Consider the following 21,986-nt stretch of genomic DNA (forward strand, 5'->3'; position numbering starts at 1 on the left):
ATTTATTTTAATTTAGAAACAGCTGAATCTATTGCGTCACCCATAGTGTCTCAATACCTGCCTTCAGCTTATCAATCTCTGTACTCCACTGATCCAGTTGTGACTGAACTTATCTTCATAACTATCTTTCATACTCATAATTAATTTTCTTTTCAAGATTTACTTTATACTCAGATTCTAATAATTCTATAAAAAATAAAATTATCTTATTTCTAATTATAAGTCTGACAGTATTTAATATATAACTATTAGGCTAAAATTTTCCTGAAAGCTAAAAACATGGGATATTATTTCTTAATGATTAGTGGAGTCTTGGTACAATATGGTTGTTTAAAACGATATCAGCGCATACTATAAAACCATGTATTTACTAACTTTGGTTTTCAGTATTTCGGCTCTATAAAAACACCTATAATGATGTTGTATTCATCAGGGACACTAGGTAATCCTTCTCATGTCTTTTTTTATGAATTTAGTTCTTTCATCTGTTTCACGGCAACGGTTTCGGAAGCATCTGGCAAGAGATTCTCACCTTCCTTCATCGGTTGTGCCTGCCGTGCCTGTTCCTCGATGACAGTAGCCTCGCTGGATAATCCGGCTTCCGCTTTCGTGGACACCACATCGAGTTCTTCATGCCGCGCTTCAGCTGAGAACCGTTTCCCCTGTGCAGCAGTATGCGCCTCTTCCGGTTTACCCTCAAGCATGGTGACGGGGATACCTTGAGGGAAGACAACCTCTCTAGCCTCGTCTGGCATTGAGATGCCATGTTTCTGAAAGGCACGTTTCACCAACCGGATCACCGAAGAACGTACTTTCAACCAACTGTGTTCACGTCCGTTGATCCAAAAGTAGACCCGCAGGTTGGCTGTAGATGTCCCCAGACTGTCTGCCAACACTGCGGGTTCAGGATCGTTCAGAACAGACGGGTGGTCCAAGAGGACCCCTAGTGCAATCTCCTGAGCCTCGTTGATCGCATCGTCATAGCCGATGCCGACAACAAAGTCCTCGCGCCGGTTGGCATTGGTAGTGAAGTTGTAGATGGTGCTCTTGTAAACGCTGGTGTTCGGTATCTGCACGAGATTTCCATCGAGGGTCATCAAGATCGTGGTGCGCATATTCAACTGCTGTACGTAGCCGGTCACGCCGGAAATCTCGACCAAGTCGCCGGTCTCAAACGGTGACTGCATACTGAGGAAGATGCTCGCCAGGAAATTCTCAGTGATATCCCGGAATGCGATACCAACGATCAAACCGATCAAACCGGTCCCGCCGACCAGCGTCAAAGCCAATTGTGTCAGGCCGGAGACTCTCAGAATGAGATAGAGGCCGCAGAGAACAACGAATCCACCTGCCGCACGTGCGATCACTTTTTGCAGGAGTTGGGTCCGAATCCGTGGGCGCAGCAGCGTTTGGACACCATGCGTTGTTAGCAGGGAAATGCCCAGTGTCAGAGCCAGAATGAGCAGTGCAAGCACAAGGAAAGGCAGTGCGTGAAAGAAGTCGCGCCATAATAGCATTACATCGCTCCACGGTTGGCTGAAATCCCATATCGACTGCGGGGTCACCTGTAACCGGTTGACCACAGCGACAACATCCTGCGTATTATGGGCCAAATCGCCAGCCCATTTCTTCAGCTCATCGGACTCCACTTTGCCATTAAGAAAGACGATGCCTTCCTCTACCCGGACTTGTGGCTCGGTAAACCAGTCGGTGGCAGCCAGAACGCGTTGAAGTCTCTTGCGGATCTCTTCATCGTGCGCGACGGGTTTTACGTCCACCTTTGCTGGTGCCAAGGAGAGCTCTTCTTTGGCAGGTGGTGTCAGCTGCTGCGTTTCGACGGCCTTACTGACTGGTTCCTGCGCCATGACAGTCAATGACTGCACGCATAATACAGAACCAAGCAAGACTGCCCTCAGAAATAGGTTATAAAAACCACGAGACAATCGTTTCTTGGAAACACTCTTGATATAAGCGCCGAACTTGGAGTACATCGTAGGCAACCACTGACTCGTACATTTCGCACCTCCACAAAAAAACGGTACCTTCCTGCCATGAACTGTAACTACCATACCGAAATTCTCTAAACGGGTTTTACCTGGTATTTTCCTTTTCACTTTCACAACACTATTCCTTTTCTTTCTCAACGTGCCAAAAAGGCGGCTTTGAGTGCTTCTCTCACCTCAGACAGCCGCTTTTCTAACTGATCTTGATCATGTTCGGATTCGATGCTTCGATCGACCAGGTCAGAAATATACTGCACTTGTTCATCAAGTGCGTGTAAATGGCTCGGGCTGACCGTGATATTGGCGATCGTACCGATGGCGCCGAGCATACGCGCCATGATGGCAAAGTTGCCTGCGGAGCTACCCCTAATCTGATCGAATGACTCGGCCAACATGCCCTCAAAGGTCGGAACGATGGCAATCACGCGCAGCGTTTCTTCCTCGTAACGGTGCGATGATGGAAGTTGCCGACATGCCAGCCGGGTCAGAATCGCTGTCAAATAATCCACACACATGACCGCTGTCGAGGTATCATTGACACCGGGCGATAGTGCCTTCAAGGCCATATCCACGATCTGCCTGATACCGAAAGCAGGGTCTTGTTCAGCCGTACGATGGCGACCAATACTGTAAGCCTCATTCAAGGCAACAATTGTCTCCTGATCTGGGTGGTACGTCAGGGCGAGTGATACCAGTGCAGTATCTTGCACAACGAACGAGCCGATACCGTACTCCATCCGCACGAGGATTCTCTTGTCCTGCGCGAGACTCAGAATGGCATCATGATCTATACTCACTATGTAGCCGCTCTTCTGCGCAGGCACCGCGTACCATGTCCTCTCATCCAAAGATGCAAGCTGCTCGTTTCCTTTATCCTCAGCTTTATTGGCGTTGGATTCCTCTTTTTCCGGGAACAACCGATCAATGGATGCGTTGGTTTCCTCTACAACTGAGGGGAGGATGCTGGAAACCTGGATCGACAAGGCGATGTGATGAATGAAAAAAATGAGGATGGCAATACCGGCAAACACCAGAATAAATGCGAGAAAGACAGACAGGATGGGCACAAATGGCGCATCCCCAGTACGAATAGCGTGCATCACGATCAAACAATAGACGAAAATTCCGGAAAAGGTCCCCAACGTGACCTGCGTGACATGACTACTCATGAAGTTTCGCAGAATACGAGAGGTATATTGGCTCGAAGCCAACGTCAATGCCAGCAGGGTCATAGAGAACGTGATGCCCATAACGGACATCATTGAACCGGCAAGCGTCGACAACATATCCCGCGCGCCATCCGCCCCGACCCCAAATATCCGTGGCCACTGGGCCAGCCATCTGTCACCCCCAGCGTAGTCTACTTGAATCAACACTACTGCGTAGACAACGCTGCTTAGAACGATCAGAAAAGGTAAAAACCAGAAGCTTGATCGAAGATTAGACCAAAACAGTATTAACGTCCTGCTGATAAGGTATATTCCAAGAAGAAAACTGACAGCACCAGTAATGTAGAATGTCATTGCTTTCTCTGTATCTGAACCTGTCACAGCTTGTGGTATTTGTAAACCGATAGAACCGGATAATTGATACCCCCATAATGCAAGGCCAAGACCTATAACCATTAGGCCAATACCAATCATTTTCATTGTAGTTCCTGAACCCATTGCCATGCTAACCCCTTATAGTTGAAAGAGACTAAATAGTTTGTATCGCAGCTAACAGTTTAATTCATGAGACCCGTTGTTTTATAATACATTTTTATACCTATAATGTACCTAAAAAATGACTTGTTTTAAGATTACATCTCTTGTCTTTTGTTTTGAAAATGAAAACCCAATATTCACCTTTGTTACACGGTAATCATAATCGATCAAACCTTCTCACCATAACCATTAAAAAATTTAACATACCAAAATGTATGATCTGAATAAAAAAAAGAGCCGCATAGTCAAGCTGAACAGCCCCCTGCGTTCTCATTGAAATCTAAATTATTTCGTACCACTTTTCCTTTTTAATATCATTTTCTAAGCCATATAAATATTAGATACATGAGTAGGGGCATCAAAAAGGTTTAGTTGATCATTCTCATATGAGACCTCTAATGTGAGAATTTTAACAGAAATTATCAAGTTATTATTGGTCTAGTTTATCGGGAGGGGTACACAACCACTCAACGGTGGTCTATCTGGCCAAGACAGGCATTGCATAAATCAGTGGTTTACATCAATCATTATTCTATGAAAATCAAAACCTTATAATCTAACATTTTTTACAAGGTTTTCTGTCATATCTTTTATCTATAAAATTTGTAGTATATTTTATTGGGTATTAATATTTTTAATGGAATTAATATCAATACCGATTCATCAACTGCGCATTTAGAAGCTCCAGTCTCTCCGGTGTCCCTATATCAAGCCATTCGCCTTCATAGAGTTCTCCTGTCACTTTTCCCTCTTTCATTGCCGCTCTCAGTAAAGGAGCTAATGCAGATTTGCCATAGGGCACGCCCTCAAAGAGTTTTGGTGAGTAGTAGCCTATACCTGAAAAGGTATAGGCTTTTGCATCCACCACTTTGTTGTTGACCAAAGCAAAATCTCCTTCAGGGTTATGTTCCGGGTTGGGCACAAGGACTAAATGTGCCAGAATACCTTCTGCGAGCTTTCTATGGTCTTGAAAATCATAATCGGTCCATATGTCTCCATTGACAACTAAAAATGGTTCATCCCCCAGTAATGGCAGCGCTTTGACTATACCCCCTGCACTCTCAAGTCCACCCTCTTCCTGTTCGTCCGAGTATGTGATATTCACTCCCCACTCTGACCCGTCACCAAGTGCTTCAGGGATTTGATATCCCAAGTGTGCAATGTTAATGACTATATCGGTATATCCATCATGTGCAAGACGTTCTATGTGCCATACTATAAGAGGTATACCACCTACTTTAAGTAAGGGTTTGGGTGTGGTGTCAGTCAGTGGTCTCATTCTTGTTCCTGACCCTGCGGCAAGTATCATACATTTCATGGTAGAGTATCCTTTTTTGTGGTATATCAGCTATTAACTAGTACGTTTATTAAAATATCCTCATCGTAACAGGTGCATCTTTAAACTCACCATATTGTGATTTCAACAGTGCGATCAATCCGTCCAATTCCGGGTACTTTTGACCCACTTCCAAGATATACTTCAAGGTCAAAGGAATATCCTGCAAGTAATTCTTTTTCCCGTCTCTTATGGCCAGTCTGGCAAAGATACCGAGTATCTTGATGTGACGCTGCAGGCCCGTAAAATCAAACCAGCGTATAAATGTCTCATCCTCTACATCTAACCCCTTTAACTCTTTAAAGAGCAAGATGAGTCTACGTAGCTCTCTTCTATCCAGTTTCACATAGGCATCACGGAGCAATGAGACCAGGTCATAGGTTAAAGCCCCTTCTCTTGCATCTTGAAAGTCTATGACCACGATCTCGTCATGACTGTCCAACATCAGGTTGCGTGCGTGGTAGTCCCGATGCACAAAAATACCTTGCGGTTGGCTCAATACCTCTTTGGCTATCAGAGAGAAACTCCCCAGAAGCATACGCCCCTCCAGACATTCAAGTGTCGTATCCAAATATGCTTTGAGGTACCACTCTGTCATAAGATTCATCTCTTGGAGCAAAAAACTTTCATCATACGGTTCTAAACCTTCTGATGAAGTGGTTTGCAGCTGAACCAACGTTTCTATGGCTTTGTCATAATAAGGTCTTGCATCCACACCTTCCACACATTTGTCCAGCAGATGGGTAGAGCCTATATCCTCTAAAAAAACAAAACCTTTTTCAAGATCATATGACCTTATGGTCGGTATACGTACGTTAGCATCCGTGAGTCTTTTGCCCACATCCATAAAGCTGGGTAGACTCTCTTTTGCCGCAGAAGCATCCATCACGATGCCTCCGTCACTGTTTGTTAGACGATAGTAGCTTCTAGCACTTGCATCGCCATGTAGGCTTTGAAGCTCCGGCTCCTCTATACCCAGTGACGCTAGCCACTCTTTTAAAACATTATGCATATATACCTCCCAGAACTGCATTGTCACTTGCACCCGTGACGTCCTTTAAATTGACCTTTTCATGATGCACACGTTTGTATGCAAGCCATGCAAAGGTCATCGCCTCCATCTCATCTGCATTCGTTGCCAGTGTGACTTCAATGTTTGGTATAAGCGCTTTGATACGCTCTACCAGGAAGTTGTTTTTAGCCCCGCCGCCACAGAGTATGACCATATCTCTGTTAAAACGCAGAACTTCGTTACTTATACTCAATGCCGTAAATTCAAGCAGTGTACGCTGGACATCTTCCGGATTATGTGTCGCGCCTGCAAGGTGACCTTGCAACCATGCTTTGTTAAACTTCTCTCTGCCGGTACTTTTGGGGTATGACGCTTCGAAGTAGTTGTCTGACATCATACGGTCTAAAAGTCCATAATCGACTCTGCCTGTCTTTGCCCAGGCACCGTCTTTGTCGTATGCGGCAGCCTGATGCTCAGCGATCCACAGGTCAAGTAATGCATTGCCACAGCCTGTATCATACCCTATAAGCTTGTCACCCAGAACGGTGATATTTGCCATGCCCCCGATATTCACAATGGCGATACTGTTTTTAATATTATTGAATATAAATTCATGGAATGCCGGTGCAAAAGGGGCACCCTGACCCCCCAATGCGACATCTTTACGTCTGAAGTCTGCTACCACAGGTATACCTGTTCTTGCCGTCAGAATATTGGGGTCACCCAGCTGCATAGAGAAAGGATACTCACCTGTTGGGGCATGCCACAAAGTCTGTCCGTGTGAACCGATGGCTTTGATACTGCTTGCATCGATGTTCTCTCGTATCAACAATGCACCTACCGCCTGCGTAAAGAGTAAACCCAAACGATGGTCTAATTCACCTAAAGTTTCCAAGGTACTTTTACTCTCTATCATCGTTAAGATATCTGATTTGAGTTCTAATGGGATCGGATACTCCAAAGCGCTCACAAGGGTACATTCAGAAGCATCTATCTCACACAGTACCACATCCACACCATCCAAGGATGTCCCGGACATAATGCCGATATAACGTTCTTTAGCCATGTTCTTTTTCCTTTGTTATCATCATCATACCAAAAGAAACCACAGTTCCTATAAGGATCTGCCATGAAAATCCAAGTTTGAGATCAAGCATTGTTGCTAGCGTATCTCCCAAGACATAGGGCTGAAGTAAAAGCACGGTCATAAATCCGCCCAGCAGTGCCAGTGGAACAGTCGTCGCACTCCCTCGTTTTGTGAAGATCGCTGCACCATAGACACCTAAAAGGCCTGTATAGGCAAATGCCATCACACCCAGTGCGAAACTAAGCAACGGCAGTTCTGTATACCGCTGCCAATAGTAAGAGACCATAGCCATGGCTGAGAGGGCTGCAGCAAAGAAAAGTACAGCATTACGCCCTGCTTTGACAAAGTGCATCTCATCTACGTTGCTCCTTTTTTGTTTCCAAGGTTTATAGAGATCTTCTATGGCTACAGAGGACATGGCACCCAGGACAGAGTTGGAACTGGACAAGGCAGCTGCTACAGCTCCTACGGTCACCAGTCCTCTCATGCCCTCTGGCATCTCATGTAAAATGTAGTACATAAAGATCGTGATCTTTTCTCCATCAAACTTTTGTACTACTTCTGTACTCAGACCTGAAAGTTCAGGATGCTGGTAAAAAAGGTAAAGAAGCAGACCGATCATTAAAAAAAGCAATGCAACAGGGATCGTCAGGTAGATACTCATCATGAGTGAATTTTGGGCTTCTTTCGTACTTTTACAGGTGAGCGCTCTTTGCGTCATGTCCTGATCCAGGCCATAGGCAGCGATATTCAGTAGCAGCCAGCCGCCAAGCAGGGCCCAGACAGAAAAACCGCCGGAGATCGACCAGTCAAGCAATCTGAGTTTGTTATCACTCTGCAGGGTCGATACCATGATGGAAAAATCTGTATGCATACTCATATAAAGGTAGATGAGTATCGCGATCCCTGCTCCAATATAGGTCACAGCTTGAATAATGTCAGAGAAGATGATCGATTTCACTCCGCCAAAGTATGCATAGGCCAATGCACCCAGCATCAATAGTGAGATAGATATAGCCACATGTGTCGGCGTAATGTCCAGGAAGAGTATCATAGAGATAGCCAATGCACCTATGTAGAGCCTTGCACCAGAAGCAAACAGACGTCCAATAAGGAACATCATACCCGCTTGCTTTTTTGCATTTTCACCGTAACGCTTTTCAAGCAGTTCATAGACCGTCACTGCTCTGATCGCATAAAAACGGGGGATCAGTACTTTAGCGACAAAAAGGACAGCAAAAAAAGCAGAAATGTAGAATCCTATGAAAGTAAGATCTTTCCCGTATGAGTACTCAGGGCCGCCAAGAAAGGTAGCAGCTGACTGTGAGGTAGCCAGTACAGACATCGCTGCAGCAAACATAGGAACAGAGTTTCCACCTACAAAATAGTCACGAGTGGACTTGACCTTTACTCGACTTAAAAGTACGGACGTCACGGTTAATACTAAAAAATATGCAAAAAAGATCCCCCAGTCAAGGGTGCTGAATGCTGAATTCATCATTCCCCTTTAGGCGGCGCTTTGAGATCGAGGCATTTGACAGCCTTTCTGATATCGGACATAAACTTTTCTCCCGGGTCAGACTTCACTGTTCTGTACCCTTTGTCTTTTTCCAGCCATAAGGATGTACGCTCCATCTGCTTATACTCATGATGTCCTATAAGATACTCGATCGTAGGATATTTGGCTTTGAGGTATAAGACGAGGTCAATGTTCGCCTGTCGCTGTGCCGGGGTCAGGTCATCTATCTTGTTCCCCTTTCCTCCGATATTCTCTATGCCGATACTTGAGTAGTTCAGTCCTATTACGTGACGGGCCATCCAATTTTCCGGCATTAAACGGTAAATGGTCCCGTCTCGTGCCACCATGAATTGTGAAGATACATTCAAAGCTGATGCTTTCATGATGTCTTTTCGGTCAGAAAGGAGTTTCTCAGGCTGCAAGCGTTTAAACGATTTGTCAAAATTCATCTCCGCTGTCCAGTGCAATACGATGATCTTTGGTGTGATCTCGATGTCTTCAACATTCATGCCGTAATGAGACTTGATATACGCTTTCGTCATAGCGATACGGTCAGGTCCGAAATCTATGGTTTTATCGATGATCCGGAGTGGTTGTATAGGTTTTGTGGTGCAGACTGCAGGTTTTGCTTCTTCTTTTCCGCATGCAGTCAAAGAGAGAAGTGCAAGAGAGAGTAATAGTGTTCTTATCATGAAATAAATCCTCACTTCCAAGTAGCGTTATTCTATCGGATCTTGGCTAATGTTTTCTTTTTCTTTTAGAAGGACCCAAACAAGGATCACAAAAGGAAGTCCCAAAGAGAGTATATAACTGGGAATATGCAACAATCCGTGTCTATTGAGATATAAAAAACCCAAGATAAGCAGTGCATAGGCACCTAATCTATAGAAAGAGAGTGCCGCTTTGGTGTCTTTCATGGTTTGGAAGACAGTTCGTCTGTTCTCTTTGCCTTTCTTCTTCTCTTCTTTGATCGTTTGGGCCAAACTCTTCTCATCGACCTCTTCATCTTCACTGTAAAGGTCATAGGGATCTTCAAGCTTATCGATCACATCTTGAGTGTCATCCATGGTGACAATATTGTGTTTCACACGGGCACTGACCATACGTCTATAGCTCACAATCGAAGCTATCATGACAAGTGAGGCAGTGATATACCCTATTTGTGTATTGTAAAGGACTTTCATATCAAAAAATATAACAGAAATAAATAGCAGTAAAATATCGACAGTAACGAGTACCGTAAAGATCTTACGGTTCATACTATGCATCATCATCCTCAGCATCATATTTGTCTTGCTGTTCTTTTTTATAGGTATATCTTGGATCATTGGCCAGTTCATCCAACGACTTTTTCTGCTTCGCATACGCTTTGTAGACATTGGAGATAGCTGCACCGATACCGATGAATACACCGATCCAGAGTGTCCATCCTACACCCGTAAGATTACGTAACCCCAGTCCTATTCCTACACCGATAATGACAGCAACAACCATGGAAATGCCCAGACTGAGTCCGTCTGCAGCATCCACCACTTTTTTGAATTTTGGTTCTTCCTTATTGTTTTGCATTTTTAGTCCTCATGATTTAAAAGTGTAGTATAGCCAATTGGTACATAGAGCATGGTTTATAGTAAAGTTTTTCTTGCTCTATGCTGCACCTGCAACTCTTTGCCTTAGTATGACAAATCAATAAACAGAAAGATGTACTCTTCTACTTTAGGTAGAAGCACGGTTCCGTGACCATCACCAGAGAGTATGAGTGTAGTACCTGCTATCGCTTTTTTACCGTATTCAAGCGCATTCACGTTCGCACCCAATGGATCATTTTTAGTAGCCACGAAGTAGGTTTTTGTCAGAGAACTCGAAAGGGCCATATCACTTTCAGTGTTTGTTGATCTCCCTGCAGAAAGCGTGATAAGTGCTTTTGCATCATAGTCATTCAGCACAGGGATCAACGATGCACCACCCAGTGATGCACCAATAAGGTAGAGTTGTTGCATATCCAGGCTTTTATCCTCTTCTATCATCTCCAGCCAGGCTATGAGGTCCTGTGGTATCTTGGAGAATCCCACTTTGGGTGCACTTGCATCAAAGGCTGCTCTCACTTCACTTGTGTTTTTAGGCAGTTGTACGCTGTTCTCTACACCCTTTTGCATGGTTGACTTTCCATGACCACGGAGATCCACACTGAGTGTCGCCATACCTTTCGCATGTAATCTCATCGTGAGCATATCCCATGATGTATGGTCCGAACCGAACTGGTGTGCCAAAAGTATAATGGGCGTAGGTTTCGTAGTATTTTGAGGTTTTTCCAGCCATCCGTGGAGTTCAAATCCATCTTCGGTAGTCAGTGTGAGTTCAGTAGCAAAAAGAGGTAGTATAAGAACCAAAGAGAGTAGAAACTTTTTCATGATATTTCCTTTACAAAGATCATAATTTTGTTGGCTGTTTGATCAAAGTGATATGAAGTGTGATCTAGGCTATTTCAGCCATCACTTCATAAGCCGCCTTGATCGTCTCATCTATCATTTCATCTGTTGTAGCTGCACAGATAAATCCTGCTTCAAATGATGAACATGCAAGATAGATACCTCTGTCCAACATACCTTTATGGAATTTTGCGAACCTTGCCGTGTCATTTTCCAATGCATCATCGAAGTTTCTCACTGGCTTATCGGAGAAGAAGAAACCGAACATACTGCCTCTTACATCGGTCACTAAAGGTATATTTGCTGCATCTGCAGCTTTTTTGAAACCATCCATAAGTTTTTTAGCCCTATTTCCAAGAGATACATATAATGAAGGATTGGATTTGAGTTTTCTGAGACTGGTAAGACCTGCTGCCATCGCCACAGGATTACCTGAAAGTGTTCCTGCCTGGTAGACCGGACCTTCAGGAGACAGGTGTGCCATGATCTGCGCCGATGCTCCAAATGCACCCACAGGCATACCTGCACCGATGACCTTACCCAGGGTCACCATGTCCGGTTTCACACTTGAAATACCTTGAGCCCCTCTCAGTGAAGCTCTGAATCCACTCATCACTTCATCAAAGATAAGCAGAGCACCATGGTTCGTACAGAGACATCTGAGTTCTTCCAAAAATGCTTCATCCGCAGGTACAAGTCCCATATTCCCCGCTATTGGCTCGATGATCACACAGGCAATTCCGTCCGGAGACTCTTCAAAACATGCCAGTACGGATTCAATATCATTATAGGTTGCCAACAGTGTATGTTTGGTGAGGTCAGCAGGCACACCCGGGCTTGATGGAGAACCGAATGTAGCCAGACCAGAACCTGCCTGTACAAGCAAAGAGTCCGAGTGACCATGATAACATCCAGTAAATTTGACAATATTTTCTCTGCCTGTAACACCACGGGCCAGACGGATAGCAGACATCACGGCTTCCGTTCCCGAACTGACGAAACGTACCTTGTCAATGCTGTCAAAAAGCGTCACGATCTCGCTGGCAAGTTCTGTCTCTATGGTCGTAGGTGCACCAAAACTCAATCCTCTTTTGACTGCTTCTATGACTGATGTTTCGATCTCGGCATCTGCATGACCAAAGATCAGCGGCCCCCAACTTTGTACATAGTCGATATATCTGTTCCCGTCAATATCAAAAAGATATGCACCCTCACCTCTTTCTATGAACGGTGGTGTACCTTCAACTCCTGAAAATGCACGTACCGGAGAGTCAACACCTCCGGGTATCACTTTATATGCTTCTTCAAATGCCGCTATACTTTTGTCATATGCCATGTTATTAATCCTCATAATGTATAATTGCAAAGATTATACACTAAGGGCACTTAGGGCTTTATACAAGGAGAGTATCATCAGAACGCTGAAAGGATTATTGCTCTCTTTATTGTTACATTTACTCATCTTGCTGCTTTTTATTACAAACTGGAAAGAGATCATCTCCTTGCCATCTAAGGGAGAAGAGAAGAAAATAAGCCTGAATCTACAACAAATGGTCATACCTCCTGCACCTAAACCAAAACCCGTACCTAAACCCGTAGTCACTCGGCCTATCCCTGAACCTATCATTCAAAAACCAAAAGAGGCAGCAGCGGAACCTGTAAAGAGAAAAAATTTAGATGAGAGTAAAAAGATCTTTACACAGCAGAGTACAGAAGAGAACAATGTCACTAAAAATGTGCCAAAACCTGTTCAAAAGATCGTGAAGAAAGAAGAGAAGAAGAAAGTCGTTAAAAAGGTACCTAAAAAACGTGTAGTGAAAAAGACACAACAATACAGAAAACCTAAACGTTCGAGTGATCCTCTTGCCAATGCACTCATGGGTTCTGGTACATCGATGTATCCTTCACAGCCAAGCCGACCATCCTCCTCAGGCAGTTATAGTGCAAGAATGATCAATCAACTTTATGGTGAAGAGTTCAATACCTACAGTGAAACGCAAAAAAAGTTCATCAAAAACAACCTGGGAACCATTCACTCTATCACGCAGCGTACACTCACCCGAAACGGCTATCCGGAGGTTGCAGTGCGTACAAGGCAGCAGGGGACCAACGTCGTCTCTTTTTATCTTCATCCAAACGGTGATATCTCAGATCTTAAATTAAAGACACATATAGGCCATCAAGCCTTGGATCAAAATACTTTAGACGTGATACGTATCGCCTATAAAGACTACCCTTTACCCAACAAAAAAACGAAGATCGTTTTTTATGTAAGGTATAGCATCTATTAAAATTGCTTAAAATGAAATTCTTCATTTGAAAATAGTGATAAAAAAGTGATACGCATACGCACAACATCACAAATTCATCTCCATCTTCTTCATTTATTATAATATTTGAAAATTCAAATAAATAATGATATACTGAAAAATAAACTAATTGGAGAGAAGATATTATGTCAAATGAAGGCTATCATGAACCAATAGATGAACTTACAAATGAAACAAGAGATATGCATAGAGCAATCATATCACTAATGGAAGAGCTTGAAGCAGTGGATTGGTACAACCAAAGAGTTGATGCATGTCAAGATGAAGAGTTAAAAGCAATACTTGCACACAACAGAGATGAAGAAAAAGAACATGCTGCTATGGTGCTTGAATGGATTAGAAGAAAAGATCCAGGATTTGACAAAGAGCTTAAAGATTACCTTTTCACGGACAACCCAATTTCTCATACATAAAATACATCATAAGTAAGAGGTGAAAAACATGAAAAATATATTTAATATTATATTCTCTGGAGTTCATCTCTTTGCATCTATAATTCTTATAGTCCTCTCTCTAGTCATTATGGAATGGTCTGTTTATGAGGTTATTTCCAGCACAGAAGATCAAGCTGGATTTATTCCTTTGATGCTTCGTTCCGTAAGTGCAATAATAATATCTGCAGCTATCCTTGATGTTGCACAGTATATGATGGAAGAAGAGGTAATTAAGGATAAAGAGCTTCGCTACCCTACAGACTTTACTGATCATGGTATCATCAATTTTGATTGTGGCTCTTGGTATCTATCAAAAACTAAACGCGTCAAAGATACGACGTAACTTTAATCCAAATAAATGGAAAGGAGGTGAAAGCGATAAGTCCGAAACATTAGGAGTGTAAGATTTACATTAATCACTTTATTAATAGGAGAAAAGTCATGAGCATGAAAAAAGAATATGAACAGAAGCTACAGGCACAATTGGACGAGTGGAGTGCAGAGATCGACAAACTCAAGGCAAAAGCAGACAGTGCAAAAGCCGATGCACAACTTGAATACTATAAACAAATTGATGAGCTGCGGTCTATGCAGGATACTGCCGCCAGTAAACTTACTGAGCTTAAAGACTCTAGTGACGATGCTTGGAAAGACCTTAAAGCAGGCATTGAAAGTGCGTGGGACTCTCTCGGTAATGCAGTGAAGTCAGCTACTTCGAAATTCAAGTAAAAATCATACTTGATCATAACTAACAATTAAGGAGATTACAAATGAAATCATATATCCATACATTGATGTTAGTCGGCATACTTGGTGTTACTTCATCCTGCTATGCCCAAACGGAAAACGCTAACACTTCAGACACTAACACTTCAATAGAAGAAGTTAAGAAAGAAAGTCAGGATTTGCTTCACGCAATCAGCTCATATACTGCTGATAAAAAAGATGAGGCAGTTCAAAAAGCAAAAGATGGTCTGGATAACCTGGATGAACGTATCGATACACTGGAGTCTAAGATTGATAAAAACTGGGATGAAATGAGCGAGACAGCGCGCCAAGAAACTCGTGAGAGCATGAGAAACCTGCGTAAACAGAGAAATAAAGTTGCCGAATGGTATGGTAGTATGAAAACCAGTTCAGCCGATGCTTGGGAGCATATGAAAAAAGGCTTCTCTGATGCCTATAAGGTCCTTGAAGATGCCTGGGAAAAGTCTGAAAAAGAATTTGAGTCCAAAGAATAAACTGGCCTAATAACAGTTTCAGATCGGAGGGATTCAACCCGCCGACCTGTTAATAAGTTTATTCAATGCGTTAAATTCTTTTCCAAAAACTTGTTACTAGTTCTTCCGTCCCTTGAAGTAAAAGAGGATTCTTATCTGCATCTAACCATTTTATGATCTCTTGAATCTCACTTTCTTTCATCACCGTACAGCCGGCTGTAGGTACATCCTTAATATGAATAAAAATGCATGATCCAGCACCCTTTACAGCCCCCTTTTCATCTATATGGTTATGATCTACGACAATACCATACTTGTAGTAGTCTTTGGGGAACTTCATATGTTCTTTGCTTTTGTAGTCAACATTTACTTTGGTACTGTCTACTATTTTGTTGTAATACTTAGAATTGACATCATCCACACAATGGTCTGTCTTTTTGTAGACTTCATAAGGGTATTCTGTATCAAAAGGTGCATACCCGAAGGCTTGTTTGAGTTTGAAGATACCTGCCGGTGCTTTTCCATCACCCTCTTTTTTAATGATCTGTGCATCTTTAGGTACTTCATGCAGTCCTATGCCCCATCCTAAACCGTTCCTGCCCAGTTTGATATCTATCTTATTGCCTACTTTTTGCCAACTTGTATCATGCAGTTCATAACGTTGTAAAGTCCCTGTAGATGCAGACCAGTTTTTTGTTGTAACGACCAAAAGTTGTTTTGTCTGAGCCTGTAGCGTGATCAGTGTGACACATAGTGCAAGTACAATCTTCATGTGGTATAATCCTTCTATGGAATATGGAATAGTATCAATAGCAATCCCGTTGCTGACAATCATTTTAGCTATTATAACCAAAGATGTGATCGTTTCACTCATGGGCGGTATCTTTGCAGGTTTCCTGGTTCTGCATGCCTATAACCCTATCGATGCGTTCATTGCTCTTTTTGATGGTATTATCCAACTTTTCGGAGAAGCGTGGATCACAAAAACCCTTCTCTTTATCGTGATGGTCGGTTCCATTATCAGACTACTCACCCTGAGCGGAGCGGTAGATAGTTTCGTAGTGTATCTGAGCCAAAGATCCAAGAAAATAGACTCACCCACAGGAGCGATGCTGCTTGCCTATATTATCGGTGTCATTATCTTTATAGAGTCCTCTATCACTGCACTGGTTGCAGGTACTGTGGCTAAGCCTCTGTGTGACAAGAATGGCGTCAGCAGAGAAAAACTTGCCTACATTTGTGATTCCACCTCTGCACCGATCTGTTCTCTCATCCCACTCAATGCATGGGGTGCCCTGCTGTTAGGGCTTATCGTAACGGCCATCGACTCTCAGGTGATATCAGGAGATGGTGTCTCTTTACTGATCGCCTCGATACCTTATAACTTTTATTCGCTCTTTACTCTGGCCATTGTTCTTGCAGTTATATTTTTAAATATTAATATCGGTCCGATCAAGAATTCAACGCCTGTTCCCTACGTGGTTCAGCATGATGAGACAAAGATCGAAGCTACACCCTATAAGATGCTTTTGCCTATTTTGGTGATGGTATTGATGGTTCCGGCTGGCCTTTTTCTCACAGGAGAAGGTGACATTTTTAAGGGTTCTGGTTCCACTTCTGTCTACTACGCTGTGATCATCACTTTGCTGTTTATCTATCTCTATTTTGTACCGACTAAAACACTGACGCACAAGAACTATTTCATAGGGTTGTATGAAGGTATAGGGGACATGATACCCGTAGGATTGATCATGGTCTTTGCCCTGCTTATAGGAAACGTGATCGGTGATCTTGGCACGGCCAAATATTTGGCTCATTTGCTTACAGGGAACATCTCACCTGTACTCATACCGCTGCTTATCTTTTTAGTGGCAAGTATCACGGCATTTTCGACCGGAACCAGCTGGGGTACGTTTTCCATTATGATGCCTATTGCTTTGGCATTGGGGGCGACGATGGACCTGCACATTCCTTTGGTCATAGCCGCTGTCATCTCGGGAGGTATCTTCGGTGACCACTCCTCGCCTATCTCTGATACGACCATTATTTCATCCATGGCGGCGGGGTGTGACCATGTAGAACATGTAAGAACACAACTGCCTTATGCGCTTCTGGGTGGTCTGTTGGCATCAGGGGCATTTTTAATAGCAGGATGGCTTACCGTATGAATCTATTAAAAAAAGGCAAATCATGAGCACTATACAAGGAAACATTCAATGAAACTTCTCGTCTCAGCCCTCGAACCCTCATCAAACCTGCATTTAAAAGAGGTACTGAAGCATACACACGATGTTGAACTGCTGGGTATCTTCGATAAAAACATCAAAGAGGGTACACCGCTTTATGACATCAGTGAAATGGCCATCATGGGTGTGGTGGATGCCATCAAAAAGCTCCGCTGGTTTTTTAAAGTGGCTGATGAGATGGTCGAACTCGCCAAAGAAGCAGATAAAGTACTTTTAATGGACTCTTCAGGTTTTAACCTTCCTTTGGCTAAAAAACTAAAAGAGAAGAACCCGGATAAAGAGATCATTTACTACATCCTTCCCCAAGTGTGGGCCAGCCGTCCCAAACGTGTAAAGAAGTTGGAGCAGTATTGTGACAGACTGCTTGGCATACTCCCTTTTGAGATAGCCTATTACAGTCCGGGTAAAGCAGAGTATGTAGGACATCCGCTACTGGACGAGATTGATGTACACAGGATTGAAGCTGAGACAAAAGGGTGCATCGCATTCATGCCCGGAAGCCGTAAAAGTGAGATAAGCCGTCTTATGCCTATCTTTCTTGAACTGCGTAGAAAATTCCCGGAGATCCGTCCTCTGCTTGTCATCCCCCCTTCATTTTCGAGGAACAAGATAGCCAAACTCTACAAAGGCAATCGTGAGTTTGAGATCGTGCGTGATACACATGAAGCCCTTAGACGTGCAGAGTTCGCCTTCATATGTTCTGGGACCGCCACACTCGAAGCAGCACTCATCGGTACACCTTTTACACTGGCCTACATCGCAAAGAAGGTAGACTTTTTCATAGGGACAAAACTTCTGGGCATCACACAGGTAGGCTTGGCCAACATCATACTCACCCATTACAATCATACGACCTTGCATAACGAGATACTCCAGGAAGAAGTCACAGTTGACAACTTGCTAAAAGAGTACTACAATACCGACCGTAAGATCTTCGCGCAAAAAGCTGAAGAATTAAAAACATATCTTTCTCACGGCAGTTCCAGGAACGTCGCGGAAATAATCATGTCGCAAAAATCATAATGGAGTCATCATGCTAGTACACATCTGCTGTTCCGTCGACAGTCACTACTTTTTGCAAAAACTCCAAACAGAGTACCCGGAAGAAAAATTGACAGGGTTCTTTTATGATCCCAATATTCATCCCTACTCTGAGTACTACTTACGACTCCTCGATGTCAAACGCAGCTGTAACATGCTTGGTATTGATCTCATAGAGGGGGAGTATGATGTGGAGAACTGGCTTGAGGCGGTACGCGGCTTGGAACATGAACCCGAAAAAGGCTCTCGCTGCTCTGTCTGTTTTGACAGACGTTTTGAGGTTTCCGCACAAAAGGCCAGTGAAATAGGTGAAACAAGCTTCACCTCTACCCTGCTGACTAGCCCTAAAAAATCACTCAAACAACTACAGGCTGCAGGTGATGCATTGGCCCAGAGGGAAGGTATAGCTTTCGTCGCGCCTGACTACAGAAAAGCTTCGGGGACCCAGGAGCAGAACATTTTGGCCAAAGAGGATGCACTCTACCGTCAAGACTACTGCGGATGTATGTTCGGTCTGACTATCCAGCGTGACCAGCAGGATAAACTGGCAGATGAACTCTTTGTACCGCTCTCGAAACAGATACAGCCTGAATCCATTGAAGAACGCATTGAAATGTATGAAAAACGTTGGGAAATGGAAGAAGCCAAACTTCCCCACAAGATCGTCAAACAACGCTTTTTGAACTGGCGTTTGATGATGGGCCTTATGCGTGTACGCAAAGAGGTCGTTCCTGCACACTTTCTGCCCTACTCTACACTCAAAGGTGAATACACAAGAGGAAAGATAGAGTACCAGATCGGTGAAGTACACCATATGAACCGTGATGAGGTACGTTTCATCACACTCAGTCACTACAATGAACTCGCAGGTACCGACTACCAGACCGTCACCGAACTCATCTATGCTCCTCCGGTTTTCAGTAAAGAACTGGAAGTGCGTGCAAAACTTGCTGTCACACCTTATGATCTCTCTATTGTCATGGTCGTTGAAGAGATACCCAGCAACAAGATAGAGATCATTTGTCAAAGTAAGACCTACAATGACGTTAAAGAAGTATTGATAGAACTATAAACCGATTTTTACCAACTTTTCGATAAAATAATCCAATTTTAAAATAAAGGTTTATACATGCTTTATAACGTCGTGGACATTCAAAATATATTACCACATAGATACCCGTTCTTACTAGTAGACAGAATTACTGAACTTACTGCGGGTGAATATATCGAAGGTCTTAAAAATATCTCTATCTCTGAACCTGTATTTCAAGGACACTTTCCTGGTCATCCTATCTATCCTGGTGTGATGATCATTGAAGGTATGGCACAGGCTGGTGGTGTATTGGCGTTTAAAAGTATGGATCTGGCAAGCCAGGAAGAGATAGAGAATAAAGTGGTATACTTTATGAGTATCGACAATGCAAAGTTCCGTGCGCCTGTTACACCGGGGGATCAACTGGTCTACAAGATCAGTGTGATCAAGAATAAAGGTGCCGTATGGCAGCTTGATGCAAAAGCATATGTGGATGACAAAGTGGTTGCGCAAGCTGAACTTAAAGCTATGATCGTAGATAAATAGGTCGTTTGATGTCTTTAATACACGCTTCTGCAGTCATAGAAGATGGGGCCATCCTCGGGGAGAATGTCTCTGTAGGTCCTTTTGCATACATCGGCCCGAATGTCAAAATAGGTGATAATACCACAGTGGCTACACATGCTGTGATAGAAGGCCATACGACCATAGGTAAAAACAACCGTATTTTTCCACATGCTGCCGTGGGTACGATACCGCAGGATCTGAAATTTGCCGGTGAACACGTAGAACTCATCATAGGTGACAACAATACCATCAGAGAGTTCACACTGCTCAACCCGGGGACCCAAGGCGGAGGTTCTGTCACCAGGATAGGTAACGGGAACCTGCTTATGGGATACGTACATTTAGGGCATGATGTGATCCTTGGAGACAACTGTATCCTTGCAAATGGTGCAACACTTGCAGGTCACGTTGAGTTAGGCAATCATGTGGTGATCGGTGGACTGACCCCTGTGCATCAGTTCGTACATATCGGTGACTATGCGATGATAGGAGGAGCCAGTGCTTTATCGCAGGATATTCCTCCTTTCTGTCTGGCTGAAGGTAACCGTGCGAGCCTGAGAGGACTCAACCTTACCGGCTTACGAAGAGCGATGGACAGGGAAGAGATCAATGCCCTCAAATCAGCCTATAGGGAACTTTTTGAAGTGGGTAAACCACTGCAGGAAGTCGCACAAAGACTTTTTGAAAGTACAAGCTCTGAAAATGTAAAACAACTTTGTGAATTTATTATGACCTCTAAAAGAGGTATTCCGTTTACACGGACAAAAACGAATGAGGATAAATAATGACAAGAAAAACTTGCAGCTTTTGTGAAGCCCAGGAGAGTGAAGAGAATCCACTCATCGCCGGTGAAAGCGCCTATATCTGTTCAAACTGTGTCGTCTCTGCCTATAAAATTCTCTTTGGAGAAGAAGAACAGGAAGACGCGCAAGCAGATTTCGGAGCACATACGCTCTATACGCCAAAAGAGTTGAACGCACTACTTGATGATTATGTCATTGGTCAAGAAAAAGCGAAAAAAACACTTTCAGTTGCTGTCTATAACCACTATAAACGTATTTTCAAAGATGATGTGCAGGATGATACACAGATCGCAAAATCAAATGTACTTCTCATTGGACCGACCGGTTCAGGGAAAACACTTTTGGCACAAACGATCGCCAGATTTTTGAATGTGCCTATTGCGATAGCAGATGCAACCAACCTCACAGAAGCTGGGTATGTAGGTGAAGATGTGGAAAACATTCTTACCAAACTTCTTATGGCTGCTGATGGTGACCCGCAACGTGCCGAGCAAGGGATCGTCTTCATCGATGAGATCGATAAGATCGCCAGAATGGGCGAGAACCGTTCTATCACACGTGATGTTTCCGGAGAAGGTGTACAACAGGCCCTCCTTAAACTCATCGAAGGTTCAGTCGTGAATATTCCGCCAAAAGGCGGACGTAAACACCCTAACCAGGACTTTATTCAGATCGACACGTCAAATATACTCTTTATCTGCGGAGGTGCATTTGATGGGCTTAATGACATTCTTAAAAGAAGACTTGGAGCAAATATACTTGGTTTTGGTCAGGAAAAACGTTCCAAGAGGGAGGAAGAGAATCTTCTTCCTATGGTAGAGGCAGATGATCTTGTCTCATACGGGATCATTCCTGAACTTATAGGCCGTTTACATGTATTGGCTACACTGGGCGAGATCAGTAAAGAAGATATGGTCCGTATCTTGGTAGAACCTAAGAACTCTCTTGTCAAACAGTATCAGAAACTCTTTGAGATAGATGATGTAAAGCTTACCTTTGAAGAGGATGCGCTTTCACGTATTGCCCAAAAAGCACTGGAAAGAAAAACAGGTGCAAGAGGGTTGCGTTCTATACTTGAAGAGATACTTCTTGATATCATGTATGAGTTGCCTGAACTTAAAGGGTATGAAGTAGTGATCACCGATGAAGTCGTTGAATCAGGTGCAAAACCTTTGTACATAAAAGATAAAAAAACAGCATAATAGCAGCATTAAAAGGAT

At 43.4% G+C, this 21,986-nt stretch carries 23 protein-coding genes; 11 read left to right on the forward strand and 12 right to left on the reverse strand.

What is annotated here, in order from left to right:
• Positions 1-464: 464 nt before the first annotated feature.
• From LDM98_RS02845 to hemL, 11 genes are all read right to left on the reverse strand, one after another.
• Positions 465-2,120, reverse strand: a complete 1,656-nt coding sequence (locus LDM98_RS02845; protein WP_223897828.1) for a mechanosensitive ion channel family protein — start codon at positions 2,118-2,120, stop codon at positions 465-467.
• Between the two features lie 20 nt (positions 2,121-2,140).
• Positions 2,141-3,676: a DUF2254 family protein gene (locus LDM98_RS02850; protein ID WP_223897829.1), complete on the reverse strand. Its 1,536-nt coding sequence runs from the start codon at positions 3,674-3,676 to the stop codon at positions 2,141-2,143.
• Between the two features lie 682 nt (positions 3,677-4,358).
• Entirely contained in the window at positions 4,359-5,027 is a 669-nt protein-coding gene (gene murU / locus LDM98_RS02855) for an N-acetylmuramate alpha-1-phosphate uridylyltransferase MurU (RefSeq protein ID WP_223897830.1), read from the reverse strand.
• Positions 5,028-5,076: 49 nt separating this feature from the next.
• Positions 5,077-6,057 (reverse strand): aminoglycoside phosphotransferase family protein, encoded by a 981-nt coding sequence (locus tag LDM98_RS02860; RefSeq protein WP_223897831.1) that lies wholly within the window; start codon positions 6,055-6,057, stop codon positions 5,077-5,079.
• Positions 6,050-7,123, reverse strand: a complete 1,074-nt coding sequence (locus LDM98_RS02865) for an anhydro-N-acetylmuramic acid kinase (protein WP_223897832.1) — start codon at positions 7,121-7,123, stop codon at positions 6,050-6,052. Before LDM98_RS02865 ends, LDM98_RS02860 begins: the two co-directional genes overlap by 8 nt.
• A complete protein-coding gene (locus tag LDM98_RS02870; RefSeq protein ID WP_223897833.1) occupies positions 7,116-8,642 on the reverse strand; it encodes a sodium:solute symporter in 1,527 nt (508 codons plus the stop codon). The genes LDM98_RS02865 and LDM98_RS02870 overlap by 8 nt, the downstream gene beginning before the upstream one ends.
• Complete coding sequence (locus LDM98_RS02875) at positions 8,642-9,355, reverse strand: N-acetylmuramoyl-L-alanine amidase (protein ID WP_223897834.1); 714 nt, start codon at positions 9,353-9,355, stop codon at positions 8,642-8,644. Before LDM98_RS02875 ends, LDM98_RS02870 begins: the two co-directional genes overlap by 1 nt.
• A 27-nt stretch (positions 9,356-9,382) precedes the next feature.
• Positions 9,383-9,931 (reverse strand): hypothetical protein, encoded by a 549-nt coding sequence (locus LDM98_RS02880; protein WP_223897835.1) that lies wholly within the window; start codon positions 9,929-9,931, stop codon positions 9,383-9,385.
• Positions 9,924-10,232 carry an AtpZ/AtpI family protein gene (locus LDM98_RS02885; protein ID WP_223897836.1) on the reverse strand — a complete coding sequence of 103 codons (309 nt, stop codon included), beginning with the start codon at positions 10,230-10,232 and terminating at the stop codon, positions 9,924-9,926. Before LDM98_RS02885 ends, LDM98_RS02880 begins: the two co-directional genes overlap by 8 nt.
• Positions 10,233-10,336: 104 nt before the next feature.
• Positions 10,337-11,074, reverse strand: coding sequence for a S9 family peptidase (locus LDM98_RS02890; RefSeq protein WP_223897837.1), 738 nt, complete (start codon positions 11,072-11,074; stop codon positions 10,337-10,339).
• Between the two features lie 64 nt (positions 11,075-11,138).
• The gene (hemL, locus tag LDM98_RS02895) at positions 11,139-12,428 is read right to left on the reverse strand and encodes a glutamate-1-semialdehyde 2,1-aminomutase (RefSeq protein ID WP_223897838.1); all 1,290 of its coding nucleotides are present in this window, start codon (positions 12,426-12,428) and stop codon (positions 11,139-11,141) included.
• A gap of 109 nt (positions 12,429-12,537) precedes the next feature.
• Between hemL and LDM98_RS02900 the strand changes: the two genes are divergently transcribed.
• From LDM98_RS02900 to LDM98_RS02920, 5 genes are all read left to right on the forward strand, one after another.
• Entirely contained in the window at positions 12,538-13,383 is an 846-nt protein-coding gene (locus LDM98_RS02900) for an energy transducer TonB (protein ID WP_223897839.1), read from the forward strand.
• Positions 13,384-13,547: 164 nt separating this feature from the next.
• Positions 13,548-13,835, forward strand: coding sequence for an encapsulin-associated ferritin-like protein (locus LDM98_RS02905; RefSeq protein ID WP_223897840.1), 288 nt, complete (start codon positions 13,548-13,550; stop codon positions 13,833-13,835).
• Between the two features lie 28 nt (positions 13,836-13,863).
• A complete protein-coding gene (locus tag LDM98_RS02910; RefSeq protein ID WP_223897841.1) occupies positions 13,864-14,199 on the forward strand; it encodes a hypothetical protein in 336 nt (111 codons plus the stop codon).
• Positions 14,200-14,297: 98 nt separating this feature from the next.
• Positions 14,298-14,585: a hypothetical protein gene (locus LDM98_RS02915; RefSeq protein ID WP_223897842.1), complete on the forward strand. Its 288-nt coding sequence runs from the start codon at positions 14,298-14,300 to the stop codon at positions 14,583-14,585.
• 41 nt (positions 14,586-14,626) lie between these two features.
• Positions 14,627-15,097 (forward strand): hypothetical protein, encoded by a 471-nt coding sequence (locus LDM98_RS02920; RefSeq protein WP_223897843.1) that lies wholly within the window; start codon positions 14,627-14,629, stop codon positions 15,095-15,097.
• Positions 15,098-15,167: 70 nt separating this feature from the next.
• On the opposite strand, the gene LDM98_RS02925 is transcribed toward LDM98_RS02920, so the two are convergent.
• The gene (locus tag LDM98_RS02925) at positions 15,168-15,848 is read right to left on the reverse strand and encodes a L,D-transpeptidase (protein ID WP_223897844.1); all 681 of its coding nucleotides are present in this window, start codon (positions 15,846-15,848) and stop codon (positions 15,168-15,170) included.
• A gap of 16 nt (positions 15,849-15,864) precedes the next feature.
• On the opposite strand from LDM98_RS02925, the gene LDM98_RS02930 reads away from it, so the two are divergent.
• Genes LDM98_RS02930 through clpX form a run of 6 tightly spaced genes read left to right on the forward strand, consistent with a single transcriptional unit; the run spans position 15,865 to position 21,968 of the window.
• On the forward strand, positions 15,865-17,244 hold the full coding sequence (locus LDM98_RS02930) for a Na+/H+ antiporter NhaC family protein (RefSeq protein ID WP_223897845.1): 1,380 nt from the start codon (positions 15,865-15,867) through the stop codon (positions 17,242-17,244).
• Between the two features lie 48 nt (positions 17,245-17,292).
• Positions 17,293-18,345, forward strand: coding sequence for a lipid-A-disaccharide synthase (gene lpxB, locus LDM98_RS02935; protein WP_223897846.1), 1,053 nt, complete (start codon positions 17,293-17,295; stop codon positions 18,343-18,345).
• Positions 18,346-18,355: 10 nt separating this feature from the next.
• The gene (locus tag LDM98_RS02940) at positions 18,356-19,435 is read left to right on the forward strand and encodes an epoxyqueuosine reductase QueH (RefSeq protein ID WP_223897847.1); all 1,080 of its coding nucleotides are present in this window, start codon (positions 18,356-18,358) and stop codon (positions 19,433-19,435) included.
• A 57-nt stretch (positions 19,436-19,492) separates the two neighbouring features.
• Positions 19,493-19,942, forward strand: coding sequence for a 3-hydroxyacyl-ACP dehydratase FabZ (gene fabZ, locus LDM98_RS02945; protein ID WP_223897848.1), 450 nt, complete (start codon positions 19,493-19,495; stop codon positions 19,940-19,942).
• 8 nt (positions 19,943-19,950) lie between these two features.
• A complete protein-coding gene (gene lpxA / locus LDM98_RS02950) occupies positions 19,951-20,748 on the forward strand; it encodes an acyl-ACP--UDP-N-acetylglucosamine O-acyltransferase (protein WP_223897849.1) in 798 nt (265 codons plus the stop codon).
• A complete protein-coding gene (gene clpX / locus LDM98_RS02955) occupies positions 20,748-21,968 on the forward strand; it encodes an ATP-dependent Clp protease ATP-binding subunit ClpX (protein ID WP_223897850.1) in 1,221 nt (406 codons plus the stop codon). Before lpxA ends, clpX begins: the two co-directional genes overlap by 1 nt.
• Positions 21,969-21,986 lie beyond the last annotated feature (18 nt).

The organism is Sulfurovum sp. TSL1, from assembly GCF_019972135.1.
Classification (GTDB): Bacteria; Campylobacterota; Campylobacteria; order Campylobacterales; family Sulfurovaceae; genus Sulfurovum.

Bases quoted from the DNA above. Each gene is read 5' to 3' on its own strand.
- lpxA (WP_223897849.1), top strand. From the start codon at position 19,951: ATGTCTTTAATACACGCTTCTGCAGTCATAGAAGATGGGGCCATCCTC.
- LDM98_RS02875 (WP_223897834.1), bottom strand. From the start codon at position 9,355: ATGATAAGAACACTATTACTCTCTCTTGCACTTCTCTCTTTGACTGCA.
- hemL (WP_223897838.1), bottom strand. From the start codon at position 12,428: ATGGCATATGACAAAAGTATAGCGGCATTTGAAGAAGCATATAAAGTG.
- LDM98_RS02885 (WP_223897836.1), bottom strand. From the start codon at position 10,232: ATGCAAAACAATAAGGAAGAACCAAAATTCAAAAAAGTGGTGGATGCT.
- LDM98_RS02865 (WP_223897832.1), bottom strand. From the start codon at position 7,123: ATGGCTAAAGAACGTTATATCGGCATTATGTCCGGGACATCCTTGGAT.
- LDM98_RS02890 (WP_223897837.1), bottom strand. From the start codon at position 11,074: ATGAAAAAGTTTCTACTCTCTTTGGTTCTTATACTACCTCTTTTTGCT.
- fabZ (WP_223897848.1), top strand. From the start codon at position 19,493: ATGCTTTATAACGTCGTGGACATTCAAAATATATTACCACATAGATAC.
- LDM98_RS02940 (WP_223897847.1), top strand. From the start codon at position 18,356: ATGCTAGTACACATCTGCTGTTCCGTCGACAGTCACTACTTTTTGCAA.
- LDM98_RS02870 (WP_223897833.1), bottom strand. From the start codon at position 8,642: ATGAATTCAGCATTCAGCACCCTTGACTGGGGGATCTTTTTTGCATAT.
- LDM98_RS02915 (WP_223897842.1), top strand. From the start codon at position 14,298: ATGAGCATGAAAAAAGAATATGAACAGAAGCTACAGGCACAATTGGAC.
- murU (WP_223897830.1), bottom strand. From the start codon at position 5,027: ATGAAATGTATGATACTTGCCGCAGGGTCAGGAACAAGAATGAGACCA.
- LDM98_RS02920 (WP_223897843.1), top strand. From the start codon at position 14,627: ATGAAATCATATATCCATACATTGATGTTAGTCGGCATACTTGGTGTT.
- lpxB (WP_223897846.1), top strand. From the start codon at position 17,293: ATGAAACTTCTCGTCTCAGCCCTCGAACCCTCATCAAACCTGCATTTA.
- clpX (WP_223897850.1), top strand. From the start codon at position 20,748: ATGACAAGAAAAACTTGCAGCTTTTGTGAAGCCCAGGAGAGTGAAGAG.
- LDM98_RS02905 (WP_223897840.1), top strand. From the start codon at position 13,548: ATGTCAAATGAAGGCTATCATGAACCAATAGATGAACTTACAAATGAA.
- LDM98_RS02880 (WP_223897835.1), bottom strand. From the start codon at position 9,931: ATGCATAGTATGAACCGTAAGATCTTTACGGTACTCGTTACTGTCGAT.
- LDM98_RS02910 (WP_223897841.1), top strand. From the start codon at position 13,864: ATGAAAAATATATTTAATATTATATTCTCTGGAGTTCATCTCTTTGCA.
- LDM98_RS02930 (WP_223897845.1), top strand. From the start codon at position 15,865: ATGGAATATGGAATAGTATCAATAGCAATCCCGTTGCTGACAATCATT.
- LDM98_RS02850 (WP_223897829.1), bottom strand. From the start codon at position 3,676: ATGGCAATGGGTTCAGGAACTACAATGAAAATGATTGGTATTGGCCTA.
- LDM98_RS02860 (WP_223897831.1), bottom strand. From the start codon at position 6,057: ATGCATAATGTTTTAAAAGAGTGGCTAGCGTCACTGGGTATAGAGGAG.
- LDM98_RS02925 (WP_223897844.1), bottom strand. From the start codon at position 15,848: ATGAAGATTGTACTTGCACTATGTGTCACACTGATCACGCTACAGGCT.